The organism is Mycobacterium talmoniae (assembly GCF_001854525.1).
Classification (GTDB): domain Bacteria; phylum Actinomycetota; class Actinomycetes; order Mycobacteriales; family Mycobacteriaceae; genus Mycobacterium; species Mycobacterium talmoniae.
In genome coordinates, this window is sequence record NZ_MLQM01000128.1 from 1 (window position 1) to 16,189 (window position 16,189).

Annotated in this window: 13 protein-coding genes; all 13 read right to left on the reverse strand. The window is 71.5% G+C overall.

The window, feature by feature from the left end; all coding sequences use genetic code 11:
* Positions 1-112: 112 nt before the first annotated feature.
* Positions 113-1,213, reverse strand: coding sequence for a glutamate 5-kinase (gene proB, locus BKN37_RS19495; protein WP_071028606.1), 1,101 nt, complete (start codon positions 1,211-1,213; stop codon positions 113-115).
* A gap of 45 nt (positions 1,214-1,258) precedes the next feature.
* On the reverse strand, positions 1,259-2,695 hold the full coding sequence (gene obgE, locus BKN37_RS19500; RefSeq protein WP_071028607.1) for a GTPase ObgE: 1,437 nt from the start codon (positions 2,693-2,695) through the stop codon (positions 1,259-1,261).
* Positions 2,696-2,789: 94 nt separating this feature from the next.
* A complete protein-coding gene (gene rpmA / locus BKN37_RS19505; protein WP_071028608.1) occupies positions 2,790-3,044 on the reverse strand; it encodes a 50S ribosomal protein L27 in 255 nt (84 codons plus the stop codon).
* Between the two features lie 17 nt (positions 3,045-3,061).
* Positions 3,062-3,373, reverse strand: coding sequence for a 50S ribosomal protein L21 (gene rplU, locus BKN37_RS19510; RefSeq protein WP_071028609.1), 312 nt, complete (start codon positions 3,371-3,373; stop codon positions 3,062-3,064).
* A gap of 184 nt (positions 3,374-3,557) precedes the next feature.
* Positions 3,558-6,335: a ribonuclease E gene (rne, locus tag BKN37_RS19515; RefSeq protein WP_071028610.1), complete on the reverse strand. Its 2,778-nt coding sequence runs from the start codon at positions 6,333-6,335 to the stop codon at positions 3,558-3,560.
* A gap of 399 nt (positions 6,336-6,734) precedes the next feature.
* Positions 6,735-7,148 carry a nucleoside-diphosphate kinase gene (gene ndk / locus BKN37_RS19520; protein WP_083341908.1) on the reverse strand — a complete coding sequence of 138 codons (414 nt, stop codon included), beginning with the start codon at positions 7,146-7,148 and terminating at the stop codon, positions 6,735-6,737.
* Positions 7,149-7,240: 92 nt separating this feature from the next.
* Positions 7,241-7,630, reverse strand: a complete 390-nt coding sequence (locus tag BKN37_RS19525) for a DUF4233 domain-containing protein (RefSeq protein ID WP_071028612.1) — start codon at positions 7,628-7,630, stop codon at positions 7,241-7,243.
* A 49-nt stretch (positions 7,631-7,679) separates the two neighbouring features.
* Positions 7,680-9,071, reverse strand: coding sequence for a bifunctional tetrahydrofolate synthase/dihydrofolate synthase (folC, locus tag BKN37_RS19530; RefSeq protein WP_071028613.1), 1,392 nt, complete (start codon positions 9,069-9,071; stop codon positions 7,680-7,682).
* Positions 9,068-11,716, reverse strand: coding sequence for a valine--tRNA ligase (locus tag BKN37_RS19535; RefSeq protein ID WP_071028614.1), 2,649 nt, complete (start codon positions 11,714-11,716; stop codon positions 9,068-9,070). The genes folC and BKN37_RS19535 overlap by 4 nt, the downstream gene beginning before the upstream one ends.
* A 141-nt stretch (positions 11,717-11,857) precedes the next feature.
* Positions 11,858-12,445: a DUF937 domain-containing protein gene (locus tag BKN37_RS19540; protein ID WP_071028615.1), complete on the reverse strand. Its 588-nt coding sequence runs from the start codon at positions 12,443-12,445 to the stop codon at positions 11,858-11,860.
* Positions 12,446-12,538: 93 nt separating this feature from the next.
* Entirely contained in the window at positions 12,539-13,795 is a 1,257-nt protein-coding gene (locus BKN37_RS19545; RefSeq protein WP_071028618.1) for a saccharopine dehydrogenase family protein, read from the reverse strand.
* 10 nt (positions 13,796-13,805) lie between these two features.
* Entirely contained in the window at positions 13,806-15,839 is a 2,034-nt protein-coding gene (locus tag BKN37_RS19550) for a S9 family peptidase (protein WP_083341907.1), read from the reverse strand.
* A gap of 33 nt (positions 15,840-15,872) precedes the next feature.
* A partial coding sequence (locus BKN37_RS19555; RefSeq protein ID WP_207547268.1) for a transglycosylase family protein occupies positions 15,873-16,189 on the reverse strand: 317 nt, incomplete at its 5' end.

Sequence of the window (16,189 nt, forward strand, 5' to 3'; positions counted from 1 at the left end):
CACCCCCCCGCCGCCTGACACACCAACCGCACTCCCGGTTGTGCGTTTTCATACGCTCCGCCGCCGAAAAGCGTATGAAACCGCACAGTCGGCGCAGTTTTGCGCAGCGCCGCTACACCGCGACCAGGTCGTCGGCGTGCACGGCGGGGCGACGCAGCTCGGCGGGCAGCTCGGAGGTGGAGCGGCCGATCATGGTGGCCAGTTCGGTGGCGTCGTAGGCCACCACGCCGCGCGCCACCACCGCCCCGTCCGGCCCGCACAGTTCGACGACGTCGCCGCCGGCGAACCGGCCCGTCACCGCGGTGATTCCGGCCGGCAGCAGCGACCGCCGCCGGCCCAGCACCGCCTCGACCGCCCCGGCGTCCAGCGTCACCGCCCCGGCGGCGTCGGCCGCGTAGCGCACCCAGAACTTCCGCGCCGACATCCGGTTCGCCCGGGCGGCGAACACCGTGCCGACCGAGGCGTCGCCCAGCGCGGCGGCGGCGTCGGCGGCCGCGGCCAGCAGCACCGGCACCCCGGCGTCGGCGGCCAGCAGCGCCGACGACAGCTTGGAGGCCATCCCCCCGGTGCCCAGGTGGCTGCTCTGCCCGGCCACCACCCCGTCCAGGTCGGCGGGCCCGGACACCTCGGGGATGAACCGGGCGTCCCCTTTGCGCGGGTCGGCGTCGTAGAGGCCGTCGATATCGGACAGCAGCACCAGCGCGTCGGCGCCGACCAGGTGCGCCACCAGCGCCGAGAGCCGGTCGTTGTCGCCGAACCGGATCTCGTTGGTGGCCACCGTGTCGTTTTCGTTGACGATGGCCACCGCGTGCAGCGCCCGCAGCCGATCCAGGGTGCGTTGGGCGTTGGTGTGCTGAACCCGCATCGCGATGTCGTGCGCGGTGAGCAGCACCTGCCCGACGGTGCGCTGGTAGCGGGCGAACACCGCGCTCCACGAATTGACCAGGGCGACCTGGCCCACGCTGGCGGCGGCCTGTTTGGTGGCCAGATCGGTGGGGCGCTTGGACAGCCCCAGCGGTTCGATGCCGGCCGCGATCGCCCCGGATGACACGATGACGACGTCGGAGCCGGCGCTCATGCGGGCCTCGATCGCCTCGGCCAGCGACGCCAGCCGCCCGGCGTCGAACACCCCGGTCGGCGTGGTCAGTGCGGTGGTGCCGACCTTGACAACCAGGCTGCGCGCGCCGCGCACCGCCTCCCGGGCGCTAGTCATCGGCGCCGCTCCTCCTCATCGCTGCGCTCTGCATCGTCGCCGGCGCTACTCATGCTCGCGGCGGGCCTTCCGCGCGGCTTTGCGTTCGGCGGCGCCGACCCGGTCGGTGCGGTCCAGCCGGGTGTCGGTGCCGCGCCCGGACATCGCGACGTCGACACCGGCCGGGGTGGCCGGCTCCCAGTCGAAGGTCATCTCCCCGATGGTGACCGCGCAGCCGGGTTTGGCGCCCAGCCGCAGCAGTTCGTCCTCGACGCCCAGGCGCGCCAGCCGGTCCCCCAGGTAGCCGACCGCCTCGTCGTTGTCGAAATTGGTTTGGTTGATCCAGCGTTCGGGCCGGGCCCCGTGCACCACAAAGCCGCCGTGACCGTCAGATTCCACGGTGAACCCGGTCTCGTCGACGGGGACCGGGCGGATCACCGGCCGGCGCGCCACCGGCGGCGGCTGGGCGGCACGGTAGGCCGCGACCATCTCCCACAACGCGAACGTCAACGGCCGCAACCCGTCCCGGGTGACGGTGGACACCTCGAACACCGGCCAGCCGCGGGCGGCCGTGATGTCGTCGCGGACGAACTCGGCGAGTTCCCGCGCGTCGGGCACGTCAATCTTGTTGAGCACCACCGCCCGGGGGCGTTCGGCGAGGTTACCCAGCGCCGAATCCCCCTGCAGCGTCGGCTGATAGGCGGCCAGTTCGGCTTCCAGCGCGTCGATGTCGGAGATCGGGTCACGGCCCGGCTCGGCGGTGGCGCAGTCGATGACATGCACCAGCACCGCGCAGCGCTCGATGTGCCGCAGAAAGTCCAGCCCCAGCCCGCGCCCGGCCGAGGCACCCGGGATCAGGCCGGGCACGTCGGCGACGGTGAAGGTGTGCTCACCGGCCGACACCACCCCCAGGTTCGGCACCAGGGTGGTGAACGGGTAGTCGGCGATCTTGGGTTTGGCCGCCGAAATCGCGGACACCAGTGACGATTTCCCGGCCGACGGGAAGCCGACCAGGCCGACGTCGGCGACGGTCTTCAGCTCCAGGGTGAGGTCGCGGGCCTGGCCCTTCTCGCCCAGCAGCGCGAAGCCGGGTGCCTTGCGGGCGCGCGACGCCAGCGCGGCATTGCCCAGTCCGCCGCGACCACCGGCCGCGGCCTCGAAACGGGTTCCGGCGCCGACCAAGTCGGCCAGCAGCCGGCCCTGCTCGTCGAGCACCACGGTGCCGTCGGGAACCTTGACTTCCAGATCGGCACCGGCGGCCCCGTCGCGGTTACCGCCCATGCCCTGCTTGCCGTTCGGGGCGGCGATGTGCGGCCGGAAGTGGAAGTCCAGCAGGGTGTGCACCTGCGGGTCGACGACCAGCACCACGCTGCCGCCCCGCCCGCCGTTACCGCCGTCCGGACCGCCCAGCGGTTTGAATTTCTCGCGGTGCACCGAGGCGCAGCCGTTCCCGCCGGAGCCCGCGCGCACATCGATCACGACGCGGTCGACAAATCGCGGCATCGCGGTTCCTCTCGCTCGCCGAACGTGCAGTCATGGCGAAATTTGGCCCTGATTCCCGCCCTGGGTGCACGTTCGCGAAGCCAAGGGCCAGCCGCTAGGCCACCGGGACGATGTTGACCGTCTTGCGGCCGCGTTTGAGGCCGAATTCCACGGCCCCGGCCTCCTTGGCGAACAGCGTGTCGTCGCCGCCGCGGCCGACGTTAGTGCCCGGGTGGAAATGAGTACCCCGCTGCCGCACCAGGATCTCGCCGGCCTTGACGACCTGGCCCCCGAACCGCTTGACGCCGAGCCGCTGGGCGGCGGAATCGCGGCCGTTGCGCGAGCTGGAAGCGCCCTTCTTGTGTGCCATCTCGTTCGCTCCCTCGCCTACTTGATGCCGGTGACCTTGAGCACGGTCAACTGCTGACGGTGACCCTGCCGCTTGTGGTAGCCGGTCTTGTTCTTGAACTTGTGGATGCGGATCTTGGGGCCCTTGGTGTGCTCGAGCACCTCACCGGTCACCGCCACCTTGGCCAGTGCCTTGGCGTCGGTGGTGACTTTCGCCCCGTCGACCACCAGGGCCACCGGCAGCGACACCGATGCGCCGGGCTCGGAGTCCAGCTTCTCGACCTTGACCACGTCACCGACGGCAACCTTGTACTGTTTGCCGCCGGTCTTGACGATTGCGTACGTCGCCATCGCTTCCTCTGCTCTGCGGGCGCGCGCTACCGGTCGGCTGCGCGCACGGGTCGGGGGTGCGGGTTCGTTGGGTATCCCGCCGTCGCCGGCCAGCGGATAGCCGGTCCTGGCGACAACTGCTCAAGGGTACTTGACCAGCGGCTACGGGGTCAAACCGCCCCCGTCCAGCGGCGGCGACCCGCCGCTAGTCCTCATGAGTCGGCGGGCCGGCGGGGCGGGCGGCGGCGCGGCGCCGCCGCGGGCGCGCGGGCGCCGACACGGTGACGCTCACCTCGGCGTCCTCCTCCTCGGAGTCCTCGGAGTCGCCCTCGTCGGAGTCCTCGGAGTCGTCGATGACGTCGAGATCCTCGTCGAAGTCCTCATCGTCCTCGTCGTCGAGGTCGACCTCGTCCTCGTCCTCGTCGGTGTCCTCGTCCTCGTCGGTGTCCTCGTCGAACTCGTCCTCGTCGGTGTCGACCAGGTCGTCCTCGGCGACCTCCCGGGCGACCTGCTGCTCGGTCTTCTGCTCCTCGACGCGTTCCTCGGCCTCGGCCGTCGGCGTTTCGTCCGCGGGACGCGGTTCACCGGACTCGGCGGACTCCTCGTCGTCGTGCTTACCGTTGGCGGCCGCCATCGCCTTGAACATCGGGTGCTCGCCGGGGACGTGCGGCGGCACCTTGGCCACCGTCGGCTCCTCGGCCTTGCTCTTCTTGGTCCGCTTGCCGCGCCGACCGCCGCCGGACTCGGATTTGCGTCCCGGCGTGGTGGAGTCGACGGGATCGGTGTGCAGCATGATGCCGCGGCCCGCGCAGTGCGGGCACGACGTGGAGAACGCCTCGACCAGCCCGGTGCCCAACCGTTTCCGGGTCAGCTGCACCAACCCCAGCGAGGTCACCTCCGACACCTGGTGGCGGGTGCGGTCGCGGGCCAGCGCCTCGGTCAGCCGGCGCAGCACCAGATCCCGGTTGGATTCCAGCACCATGTCGATGAAGTCGATGACCACGATGCCGCCGATGTCGCGCAGCCGCAGCTGGCGCACGATCTCCTCGGCCGCCTCCAGGTTGTTCTTGGTGACGGTCTGCTCCAGGTTGCCGCCGGAGCCGGTGAACTTGCCGGTGTTGACGTCGACGACCGTCATCGCCTCGGTCCGGTCGATCACCAAGGTGCCGCCCGAGGGCAGCCACACCTTGCGGTCCATCGCCTTGGCCAGCTGTTCGTCGATGCGGTGCACCGCGAACACGTCCGGCCCGGGCTGGCCGTCCGGCCCGGCCGGCGGTTCGTACTTGGTCAGTTTGGACACCAGTTCCGGGGCCACCGCGTTGACGTAGTCGGTGATCGTCGTCCACGCGTCGGTCCCGGCGACGATCAGCTCGGAGAAGTCCTCGTTGAACAGGTCGCGGATGACCTTGACCAGCACATCGGGTTCCTCGTAGAGCGCGACGGCGGCGCCGGCGGCCTTCTCCTTGGTCTCGGCGGCGGTGGCGTCGATCTGGCTCCAGCGCTCCTGCAGCCGGGTGACGTCGGCGCGGATGTCCTCCTCTTTGACGCCCTCGGACGCGGTGCGGATGATCACCCCGGCGTCGGCGGGCACCACCTCGCGCAGGATCTCCTTGAGCCGCTGCCGTTCGGTGTCGGGCAGCTTGCGGCTGATCCCGGTCGACGACGCGCCCGGCACGTAGACCAGGTAGCGCCCGGCCAGCGACACCTGGGTGGTCAGCCGGGCGCCCTTGTGCCCGACCGGATCCTTGCTGACCTGCACGACGACATAGTCGCCGGGTTTGAGGGCCTGCTCGATCTTGCGGTTGGCCCCGCCCAGCCCGGCGGCCTCCCAGTTCACCTCGCCGGCGTACAGCACGCCGTTGCGCCCGCGGCCGATGTCGACGAACGCCGCCTCCATCGAGGGCAGCACGTTTTGCACGATGCCCAGGTAGATGTTGCCGACCAGCGACGTCGACGCCGCCGACGTCACGAAATGCTCGACGACGACGCCGTCCTCCAGCACCGCGATCTGGGTGTAGCGCGCGCCCCGGTGCGGGGGCTCGGTGCGGACCTTGTCGCGCACCACCATCACCCGCTCGACGGCCTCGCGCCGGGCCAAGAACTCGGCCTCGCTCAGGATGGGCGGGCGACGCCGGCCGGCGTCGCGGCCGTCGCGGCGGCGCTGCCGTTTGGCCTCCAGCCGGGTCGAGCCGTTGATGCCCTGGATCTCGTTGTTGTCGGAGTCCTTGTCGGCTTTGCGCGGGGTGCGCTCGTGCACGACGGTGTTCGGCGGATCGTCGGAGGACGGGGTGTCGTCGTCGCCGGAGCCCGATTTGCGGCGCCGCCGCCGGCGGCGCCGCCGGCTGCCGGTCTCGGCGGTGCCGGCCTCTTCCTCGTCGCCGTCGTCCTTGTCCTCGGTGTCCTCGTCGGAGCTGTCCGCGTCGGTCGCGTCGCCGTCGCCGGACTCCTCCGATCCGCCCTGGTCGCCGCGGCCGCGGCCGCGGCCGCGCCGCCCGCGCCGGCGCCGCTTGTTGGCCGGCCGCTCGTCGGAGTCCTCGCCCTCCTCGGCGCCCTCCTCCGCCTCGTCGTCGTCCTCGGCGTCCTCGGCGTCGGCCCGCACCGGTTGCGGGGCGACGAACAGCGGCATGTAGGCGGCGTGCACCGCGGTGGTCTCCAGCATCAGCCGGGACTCCGGCTCGGCCGGAGCGGGCGCGGCCACCTCGGCGGGGGCCGCCTCCGGCTCGGCCACGTCGACCGGCTCCGGCTCGGCCGCGGGCACCGGCGCGGCGGCGCCCAGCAGGTCGCGCACCCGGACCGCGTCGACCCGATCGACGCTGGAGTGCGCGCTGCGCACCCGCCCGTCCAGTTCGGCGAGCGCGTCGAGCACCCGCCGGCTGGTGGTGCCCAGCACCCGCGCCAGGGAGTGCACCCTCAGCCGCTCGGGCAGGTCCTCCTGCGATGTGGGCTGTGCTGATACTTCGTCAAATAGGGCATCGTCGGCCACTTAAGTCTCCTCAAGCCCCCGGGCGCGTCGTGTTGACGCGGCCACGCGAGGGCTTCCGCTATGTACCCGGAAAAACTGCTCCCGGGCTTGTGGTGGTCTCGCCCCGAGCGGCTCGGTGGAGCTCACTCGGTGCCTGGCTGAATGACGGCTGGACGGTCGGCGCCGCACCGCGGTCGGCGGTGGTCGCGCTCGTCTGAGTCTTCATTCGGATGTTCGCCACCGGTCCGGTGACGTTCACCCTCGGCCAGTATCCCACACCGGCCGGCCGATCCGGACCAAGTGCGGCATCCCGGGGCCGGCCACCCGACCGCGAGCAGACGCAGATTCGCATAGATCCGGGCCGGATCGTGCGAATTTGCGTCTGCTCGGCGGGGCTGCGCGAGGGCTGCTCGGCGGGGCTTAACGCCCCGGGAACCACAGCGCGATCTCGCGCTGCGCGGACTCCGGTGAGTCGGAGCCGTGGACCAGGTTGAACTGGGTTTCCAGCCCGAAGTCGCCGCGGATCGTGCCGGGCGTGGCCTGCTGCACCGGGTCGGTGCCGCCCGCGATCTGCCGAAACGCGGCGATGGCGTGCGGTCCTTCCACCACCGCGGCCACCACCGAGCCGGAGGTGATGAACTCCAGCAGCGAGCCGAAGAACGACTTGCCCTCGTGTTCGGCGTAGTGCTGGCGGGCCAGCTCGTCGCCGACGTCGCGCAGCTCCAGCGCCGCGAGGGACAGGCCCTTGTCTTCGATGCGTTTGAGGATCTCCCCCACCAGGCGCCGCTGCACGCCGTCGGGCTTGATCAACACTAGGGTCCGCTCGGTAGCCACGCGCCGCTCCTCCACATCATGTCGTCCCCGTCACCGGGGTGCCCCCACTGCATCGTCGCTGGCGGCAACGGCGGACAGCGTACCTGGGCGGGTCAGTCCCCCGGGCGCTGCTGCCCGGGTAAAAGGCCGCGGCGCTGCCGGCGCAGCACCTCGGCGCGGAAGTAGGCGATCAGCGCCCACACCCCGGCGAACAGCAGCCCGACGACACCGACGGCCGGGTAGATGAGGAAGCCGGCGATCAGCACCAGTTGCACGGCCAGGTTCGCCCAGATCGCCCATGGGCGGCCCTGCACGCCCGCCAATGCCAGCAACACCACCGCCAGGCCGATCAGGTACACCAGCGACGCCGCGCTCAGCCCGCCGCCGACCGCCCCGACCACCGGCAGCGCCAGCAGCACCACGATCGCCTCCAGGATCAAGGTGCCGGCCATGACCCCGCGGAAACTCTTCCACGGGTCCACCGACCCCGGCTGCTGAGTCATTGCGGGCCACTCCTCGGCATCGCTGCGCTCTGCATCGTCGCTGGCCCGGTCATGCCGGATCCCGACCGAACAGGGTGCGGGCGGCCCCGGCGGTGACCACCGAGCCGGTGATGACGATCCCGGTCCCGGACGCACCGCCCGCCTCCCCCGCCTCTTCCACCAGGGCGGTGGCGACCTCGATGGCATCGGGCAGGGTGTCGGCGGTGTGCACCCGGTCCGGACCGAACCGCTGTTCGGCGGCCAACGCCAGCTCCGGGACGTCCAGCGCCCGCGGCGAGCCGTTGTGGGTGACGACGACCTGGTCGAACGCCGGTTCCAGCGCGGCCAGGATGCCGTCGACATCCTTGTCGGCCAGCACGCTGAGGACCCCCACCAGGTAACGGAAGTCGAATTCGGCGGCCAGCGCCTGTGCCAACGCGGCCGCCCCGGCCGGGTTGTGCGCGGCGTCGATGAACACCGTCGGCGCGCTGCGCATCCGTTCCAGCCGACCCGGGCTGGTCACCGCGGCGAACCCGGCCCGCACCGCGTCGACGTCGAGTTGACGCTCGGCCCCGGCGCCGAAGAAGGCCTCCACCGCCGCCAGCGCCAGCGCCGCGTTGTGCGCCTGATGTTCCCCGTGCAGCGGCAGGAACAGCTCGGGGTACACCCCGCCCAGCCCCTGCAGCGTCAGCAGCTGCCCGCCGACGGCGACGGTGCGGTCCAGCACCGCGAACTCGGAGTTCTCCCGCGCCACGGCGGCGTCGGCGCGCACCGCGTGGCTCAACAGCACCTCCATCACCTCCGGCACCTGCTGGCCGATGACCGCGACGGTGTCCACCTCGCCCTCGGATTTGGCGATGATGCCGGCCTTCTCCGCGGCGATCCCGGCCAGGTCGGGGCCGAGGTAGTCGACGTGGTCGATGCCGATCGGGGTGATGACGGCCACCGGCGCGTTGACCACGTTGGTGGCGTCCCAGCGCCCACCCAGGCCGACCTCGATGACCGCGACCTCGACCGGGGCGTCGGCGAACGCGGCGAACGCCATCCCGGTGAGCACCTCGAATTTGCTCATCGCCGGGCCGCCGTCGGCCTGCGACTGCGCGTCGACCATCTGCACGAACGGCTCGATCTCGGCGTAGGTGGCCACGTACTGGGCGGGGGTAATCGGTTGGCCGTCAATGGAGATGCGTTCCACCGCGGATTGCAGGTGCGGGCTGGTGGTGCGCCCGGTGCGCCGGTGCAGCGCGGTCAGCAGCGCGTCGACCATCCGGGCCACCGACGTTTTGCCGTTGGTGCCGGCGACGTGGATCGACGGGTAGGCCCGCTGCGGGGAGCCGAGCAGGTCCAACAGCGCGTTGATCCGGGTCAGGCTCGGCTCGATCTTGGTTTCGCCCCAGCGCTGGTCCAGCAGGTGTTCGACCTGCAGCAGCGCGGCGATCTCGTCCGGGGTGGGTTCGGTCATGCCAGGTCCGCGAGGCGCGCCGTGATCCGCTGCACTTCGTCGCGGGCCAGCTGCTGGCGGCCGCGGATCTTGTCGACGACGTCGGCGGGCGCCTTGGACACGAACGCGTCGTTGCCGAGCTTGCCCGACGTGGTCGCCAGCTCCTTTTCGGCGGCGGCCAGGTCCTTTTCCAGCCGGCGGCGTTCGGCGGCGACGTCGACGGTGCCCGACGTGTCGAGTTCGACGACCACGGTGCCGGCGCCCAGCCGGACCTCCACCGTCGCCGACGGCCGGAAATCCGGGCCGGCTTCGGTGAGCCAGGCCTGGGAGGCCACCGCGGCCACCTGGGTGGCCAGGTCGGCCTGCTCGACCCCGGCCAGCCGGGCCGGCACCTTCTGCCGGTCCCGCAGGCCCTGATCGCTGCGGAACCGGCGCACCTCGGTCACCAGCTTTTGCATATCGGTGATGCGTTGGGCGGCAACCGGATCCAGTGTGATCCCGGACGACGCCGGCCAGTCGGCGATGACCAGCGACTCGGACCCGGTGAGCGCCTGCCACAGGGTTTCGGTGACGAACGGGATCACCGGGTGCAGCAGCCGCAGCAGGGTGTCCAGCACGGCGGCCAGCACCGCCGTGGTGTGCTGATGCCCGTCGGCCAGCTGCGCCTTGGCCAGCTCCACATACCAGTCGCAGAACTCGTCCCAGGTGAAGTGGTACAGCGCCTCGCAGGCCCGGCTGAACTCGTAGCCGTCGAACGCCGAATCCACTTCGGCGCGAACCTGTTCCAACCGCCCCAGGATCCACCGGTCGGCGTCGGTGAGGTCGGCGAGGTCGGGCAGCGGCGCCACGGCGGCGCCGTTGAGCAGCGCGAACCGGGTGGCGTTGAACAGCTTGGTGACGAAGTTGCGGGCGGCGCGGGCGTGGTCTTCGCCGATGCTCAAGTCGCTGCCCGGGCTGGCGCCGCGGGCCAGGGTGAACCGCAGCGCGTCGGCCCCGAACAGCTCCACCCAGTCCAGCGGGTCGATGCCGTTGCCCCGCGACTTGCTCATCTTGCGGCCGAACTCGTCGCGGATCAGCCCGTGCAGAAACACGTTGGTGAACGGCACCTGCGGCCCGCGGGTGCCGCCGAGGGTGATGGCGTCGTCGTCGCCGACGAAGGTGCCGAACATCATCATCCGGGCCACCCAGAAGAACAGGATGTCGTAGCCGGTAACCAAAACGCTGGTCGGATAGAACTTTTCCAACTCCGGGGTGCGCTCGGGCCAGCCCATGGTGGAAAACGGCCACAGCGCCGAGGAAAACCAGGTGTCCAGCACGTCGGGGTCCTGCTCGAAGCCCTCCGGCGGGGTGTCGTCGGGCCCGACGCACACCTTTTCGCCGTCCGGGCCGTGCCAGATCGGGATGCGATGCCCCCACCACAGCTGCCGCGAGATGCACCAGTCGTGCATGTCGTCGACCCAGGCGAACCAGCGCGGCTCCAGGCTCTTGGGGTGAATCACGGTGTCCCCGTTGCGCACCGCGTCGCCGGCGGCCCTGGCCAGTTTGGAGACGTTGACCCACCACTGCATCGACAGCCGCGGCTCGATGACCTCGCCGCTGCGTTCGGAATGCCCGACGCTGTGCAGATAGGGGCGCTTCTCCGCCACCACCCGGCCCTGCGCGGCGAGCTTCTCGCGCACCGCCACCCGGGCCTCGAACCGGTCCATGCCGTCGAATTCGGTTCCGGTGTCGACGATGCGGGCCTTGGTGTCCAGGATCGACGGCATCGGCAGGTTGTGCCGCAGCCCGATCTCGAAGTCGTTGGGGTCGTGGGCGGGTGTGACTTTGACTGCGCCGGTGCCGAATTCGGGGTCGACGTGCTCGTCGGCCACGATGCGCAGTTCCCGGTCCACGAACGGGTGCGGCAGCGTGGCGCCGACCAGGTGCCGGTAGCGGTCGTCGTCGGGGTGCACGGCGATGGCGGTATCACCGAGCATGGTCTCGACCCGGGTGGTGGCCACCACGATGTGCGGCTGCGCATCGTCGAGCGAGCCGTACCGGAACGACACCAATTCGCCTTCGACGTCTTCGTATTTGACTTCGAGGTCGGAGATGGCGGTTTCCAGCACCGGCGACCAGTTGACCAGCCGCTCGGCCTGATAGATCAGCCCGGCGTCGTAGAGCCGTTTGAAGATGGTGCGCACCGCGCGGGACAGGCCGTCGTCCATGGTGAACCGGTCGCGGCTCCAGTCCACCCCGTCACCGAGCCGACGCATCTGGCCGCCGATGGTGCCCCCGGAGTCGCGCTTCCAGTCCCACACCTTGTCGATGAACAGCTCACGGCCGAAGTCCTCTTTGGTTTTGCCGTCCACCGCCAGCTGCTTTTCCACCACGCTTTGGGTGGCGATGCCGGCGTGGTCCATGCCCGGCAGCCACAGCACCTCGTAGCCCTGCATCCGCTTGCGCCGGGTCAGCGCGTCCATCAGGGTGTGATCCAGCGCATGCCCCATGTGCAGGCTGCCGGTCACGTTCGGCGGCGGCAGCACAATGGAGTACCCGGGCTTGTCGCTGGTCGGGTCGGCGGTGAAGTAGCCGGCGTCGACCCAGCGCTGGTAGATGGCGCCCTCGACACTCGGATCCCACGACTTGGGTAGGGCGTCGGGGGCGGGGTTCGGGGTCGCGGTCACCGGTCAATTCTATGGAGCCCCGCCGAGCCGACGCCGCAGGGTGTTCGCCCACCGCCGCCCGACGGCCGTTGAGATTGCGCGCAGGGCTGCGCCCAGCGGCCCGACCACGACCCTCAGCGCAATCTCAACGGGGCGGCGAGACTACTTTTTGCCGCCGAGCAGGCCACCGAGGATGTCGCCGATCGCCCCGCCGGCTTTACCCCCCAAGATGTTGCCCAGGATGCTGCCCGACGACTTGCTGCCGCCGGCGGCCCCACCCAGGATGCTGCCCAGCACGTCGCCGAGCACCCCGCCGGACGACTGCTGCGCGGGCTCGGGCGCACTCTTTTGGCCCATCTGCTTGCCGATGTAGGCCAGCACGATCGGGGCCAGGATCGGCAGCAACTGCTTGAGCAGGTCGCTGTTGCCGGCGCCGCCGCCGGCCAAGGCCGCGGCGACCTGGCCGGTGTCGTTGCCGCCGAAGATCTTCGCGATCGCCTTCTGGCCGTCGTTTTGGTCGACCTGGTCCACCGCGACGCCGGAGTCGAGCAGGCCGCGGGCGGCGTGGCTGCTGGCCGCGGACTCGATCTCGCTGGCGTGGTCGGGGTCCTGCGCGTTCTCCTGCAGGCCGCCGACCAGCACCGGTATCAGCGTTTGGATGGCGCTGTTGACCTCACCCTCGTCGGCGCCGAGCTTGTTGGCGATGTCTTGCACGGGAATCTGGGCGAAAAGATCATCAAGACCGGCCATGGCGAATCCACCTTCGTTGCTGGGATGTTGTTTCCGACTCGGTGATGACAGTAGTCCAACCGATCTTGGTCGACAGGGTTTCCGCCGGGCGGCTCACGCCAGCCGGTCGGTTTGCAGCGATACCCCCGCCGCGGGGAACCGGGCCAGCAGCGCGTCGCCGAGGGCCGCCGCCGGGGTCAGCACCCCGAGGCGGTCGGGCAACTGGTCGCGGTCCAGCGCCAGCGCCAGCCCGCACTCGCCCAGCAGCACCGAGGTGGCCTTGTAGCCGGGGTCGCCCTGCTGCGCCATGCGCGCCACGTAGCGGGCGCCGGTGGTCGTGGTGGTGTACGTCTCGACGCGGTAATAGCCTTGCTCGCGGCGGGTCTCGCTGGGGCCGGTGCCCGGTTGGGGCGCCAGCCGGGCCACCAGCCGGCGCGGCAATAACCGGAAAAACCTGCTGCCCAACCCGAATGCCGCGTTGCCGGCCCCGGTGACCAGCGCCGACGCGGCCGGCGCCACCGGCGAGGAGCCGACGCTCATGTGCTCGGCGTAGCGGAACCGCCGGCCGTACGCCCAATCCAGTAATGCGTTGCTGCGCCGCACAATTCGGGTGTTGTACGGCGCCATCAGGAATCCGGCGGTCCACGCCCCGGCCAGCTCCGGGGCGATGTCGCGGCCCCGCCGCCACGGCAGATCCGGTTGCGGACCCAGCTCGGGTTCGGCGCCGCGGTCACCGCTGAGCGTGTAGGGATCGGCCAGCAACCGGCGCGCTTCCGGGTCACTGGAGGCGGCCTGCAGCACTTCCAGCATCGAGGCGACGGTGCCGCCGGAGACCCCGCCGGAAAAGCTGCGCAGCACGAAGTTGGTGTCCAGCAGTTCGCCGGCGTCGTCGTCGCGCGCCGCCCGGTACAGCGCGTACACGCTCAGATCCGACGGAATGGAATCGAACCCGCAGGCGTGCACAATCCGGGCGCCGGTGTCGACGGCCTGCTTGTGGTGCAAGTCGATGCTGTTGCGGACGAACATCGCCTCCCCGGTGAGGTCGGCGTAATCGGTGCCGGCCGCCGCGCACGCGGCGACCAGCGGCAGCCCGTATCGGGTGTAGGGCCCGACGGTGGTGACGACCACCCGGGTGCGGGCGGCCATCGCGTCCAGGGTGGACGGGGTGGCGGTGTCGGCGACCAGCAGCGGCCAGTCCCGCGCGGACTCCCCCAGCGTGTCGCGGATCGCGCCGAGCCGTTCGGTGGACCGTCCGGCCAGCGCGATGCGGGCGTCGCCGCCGGCCCGGGCCAGATACTCGGCGGTCAGTTTCCCGACGAAGCCGGTGGCCCCGTACAACACAATGTCGAAGTCCCGCGTGCTCTGCGTCACCACCCCGACGCTACCCGAGCAGCTCGGGCCGTTCGGCGGTGTCCCCGAGCACATGTTCGGCCAGGAACGCGGTCACCGTCTGGTACCAGATCTTGGCGTGCTGCGGGGCCAGCACCCAGTGGTGCTCCGACGGGAAGTACAAGAACCGGTGCGGGCTGCGGCCCTCGTCGTCGGCCGGCAGCCCCGACGCGGCCAGCAGCTCGTACCACAGCCGCAGCGCCTCACCGATGGGCACCCGGTAGTCGTGGTCGCCGTGGACGACCAGCATCGGGGTGGTGATCGACCCGACGAAGCGGTGCGGGGAGTGCTCGGCGGCCATCTGCGGCGTCATCTCCCGGCGCCAGTAGTAGGCCAGGTCGGTGGTGGGGCCGAATTGGTCCAGCGCCCACAGGCTGGCGTGGCTGACGATCGCGGCGAACCGGTCGGTGTGGCCGGCCACCCAGTTGGCCATGTATCCGCCGAACGAGCCGCCCATCGCCGCGGTGCGGGTCGCGTCGACGCCCGGGTGGGCGCAGGCCGCGTCGGTGGCGGCCATCAGGTCGGTGAACGGCGGGCCGCCCCACGCCCCCCAGCCGCGCTGGACGAAGTCCTGGCCGTAGCCGGTGGACAGCGCCGGGTCGGGCAGCAGCACCGCGTAGCCGCACGCGGCCAGCAGCCACGGGTTCCACCGCCACGACCAGCTGTTCCAGCTGCCCAGCGGGCCGCCGTGGATCCACAGCAAAAGCGGTGCCGGCTCGGTGCCGTCGGGCAACACCAGCCAGGACCGCACGGGGGTGCCGTCGGCCGCGGTCGCCGCCACGTCGGTCACGGTGCCGGGCAGCGCGGGCGCCGCGACGCAGGGCAGCGCGGTGATCCGCCCGTCCGGGTCGATGCGCACCGGGTGCGGGGGCGCCGCATACGAGCTGCGCAGGGCGTACAGCACACCGTCCGGGGCGGCGACGACGTCGGTGTAGGCGAAGTCGTCGCCGGTGAGTTGGGTGACCGTCGCGGTGGCGACCTCGACGGCGAACACCGGGGCGCGGCCGGCCTGGTCGGCGGTGACGATCACCGCGGCGCCGTCGCGCGACCAGGTCACCGACGACGGCCAGCGGTCCCAGTCGGCGGCCAGGGTCACCGGCCGCTCGCCGAAGCGCAGGTACTGCAGGGTGGTGCGCGGGGCGCGCTCGGGGCTGGCGAGGGTTTCCCGGGTGTAGGCCACCGCGGTCCCGTCCGGGGCGATGGCGGGGTGCGCGAGGTCGGCGGCCGGGGCGTCGGCGATCACGGCGCGGTCCCCGGATGCCAGGTCCACCCGCACCAACACCGAGCGTTCGGTCGGCCCCGGTCCGGGCACCCGCCAGGTGGTCACCGCAAACCGGCCGTCGGGGCTGACGTCGAACCCGGCCTCCCGCAGCGCGGCGCCGGGTTGCGGGGTGAGGTCACGCGGCCCGTCGACGGCGACCAGGTGGGGTTCGTCCGGGCCGAGGTCGGAGTCCCAGAACCGCACCGGGTAGCCGCTGTGCAGGATCGCCGAGACCTTGGCGTCCTTGCGCAGGTCCCGCAGCCGCCGGTCGTCGTCGACGTCGCGCGCCGAGGGCAGCAGCGGGGCGCCGACCACCGCCGCGTCGGCGCGGGCCGCGGTGCGCACCGTGGCGACGCCGCCCGGCATCGCCAGCACCTCGCTGGCCTCACCGCCGCCGGACGGCAGCCGCCACAGCGCGGCGGGCGGCTTGTCGGTGTCCTCGGCGCTGCCGCGGGCCGAGACGAACAGCAGGTCGCCGTCGGCGGTGAACGCCGGCGACGACTCGCCGTGCGCGCCGCGGGTCAGCCGGCGGGCCGGTTGGTCGCCGTGCGGGTCCAGTTCCCAGATCGCGGCGATGTACTCGGTGCGCTTGTCGTTGAGTTCGGCCACCGTGGTCACCAGCCGGGTGCCGTCGGCCGAGACGGCCAGGCCGGACACCCGGGGCAGCGCCAGGTAGTCGTCGAGGTCGTGAAAGGCGGTGGTCACGCCTCCTGGGTAACACACGCCGCCGCGCCGCGCCCGAGAGACAAAAAGGTGCCGGGCCATGGGGCCCGGCACCTTTTTGTTTACGCGTTGGGGTCAGCCGCGACGGCCGCAGACCGGCCAGGCGCCGATGCCCTGGGTGCGCAGCACGTTCTCGGCGACCCGGATCTGCTCCTCACGGCTGGCGCTCGACGCCGAACCGGAGCCACCGTTGGCCCGCCAGGTGCTGGGGGTGAACTGCAGGCCGCCGTAGTAGCCGTTGCCGGTGGCGATGCCCCAGTTACCACCGGACTCGCACTGCGCGATGGCGTCCCAGTTCACGCTGTACGCCCGCTTCGGAGCCGGGGCGGGTGCCTCCGGGGCCGGGGCCTCGGGGGCCGGCGGCACATCCTCGGGAGCCGGCGCCGGAGGAC

Excerpts from the sequence above, each read along its gene's own strand:
- proB (WP_071028606.1), bottom strand. The coding sequence starts at position 1,213 with ATGACTAGCGCCCGGGAGGCGGTGCGCGGCGCGCGCAGCCTGGTTGTC.
- obgE (WP_071028607.1), bottom strand. The coding sequence starts at position 2,695 with ATGCCGCGATTTGTCGACCGCGTCGTGATCGATGTGCGCGCGGGCTCC.
- rpmA (WP_071028608.1), bottom strand. The coding sequence starts at position 3,044 with ATGGCACACAAGAAGGGCGCTTCCAGCTCGCGCAACGGCCGCGATTCC.
- rplU (WP_071028609.1), bottom strand. The coding sequence starts at position 3,373 with ATGGCGACGTACGCAATCGTCAAGACCGGCGGCAAACAGTACAAGGTT.
- BKN37_RS19525 (WP_071028612.1), bottom strand. The coding sequence starts at position 7,630 with ATGACTCAGCAGCCGGGGTCGGTGGACCCGTGGAAGAGTTTCCGCGGG.
- folC (WP_071028613.1), bottom strand. The coding sequence starts at position 9,071 with ATGACCGAACCCACCCCGGACGAGATCGCCGCGCTGCTGCAGGTCGAA.
- BKN37_RS19540 (WP_071028615.1), bottom strand. The coding sequence starts at position 12,445 with ATGGCCGGTCTTGATGATCTTTTCGCCCAGATTCCCGTGCAAGACATC.
- BKN37_RS19550 (WP_083341907.1), bottom strand. The coding sequence starts at position 15,839 with ATGGCCCGGCACCTTTTTGTCTCTCGGGCGCGGCGCGGCGGCGTGTGT.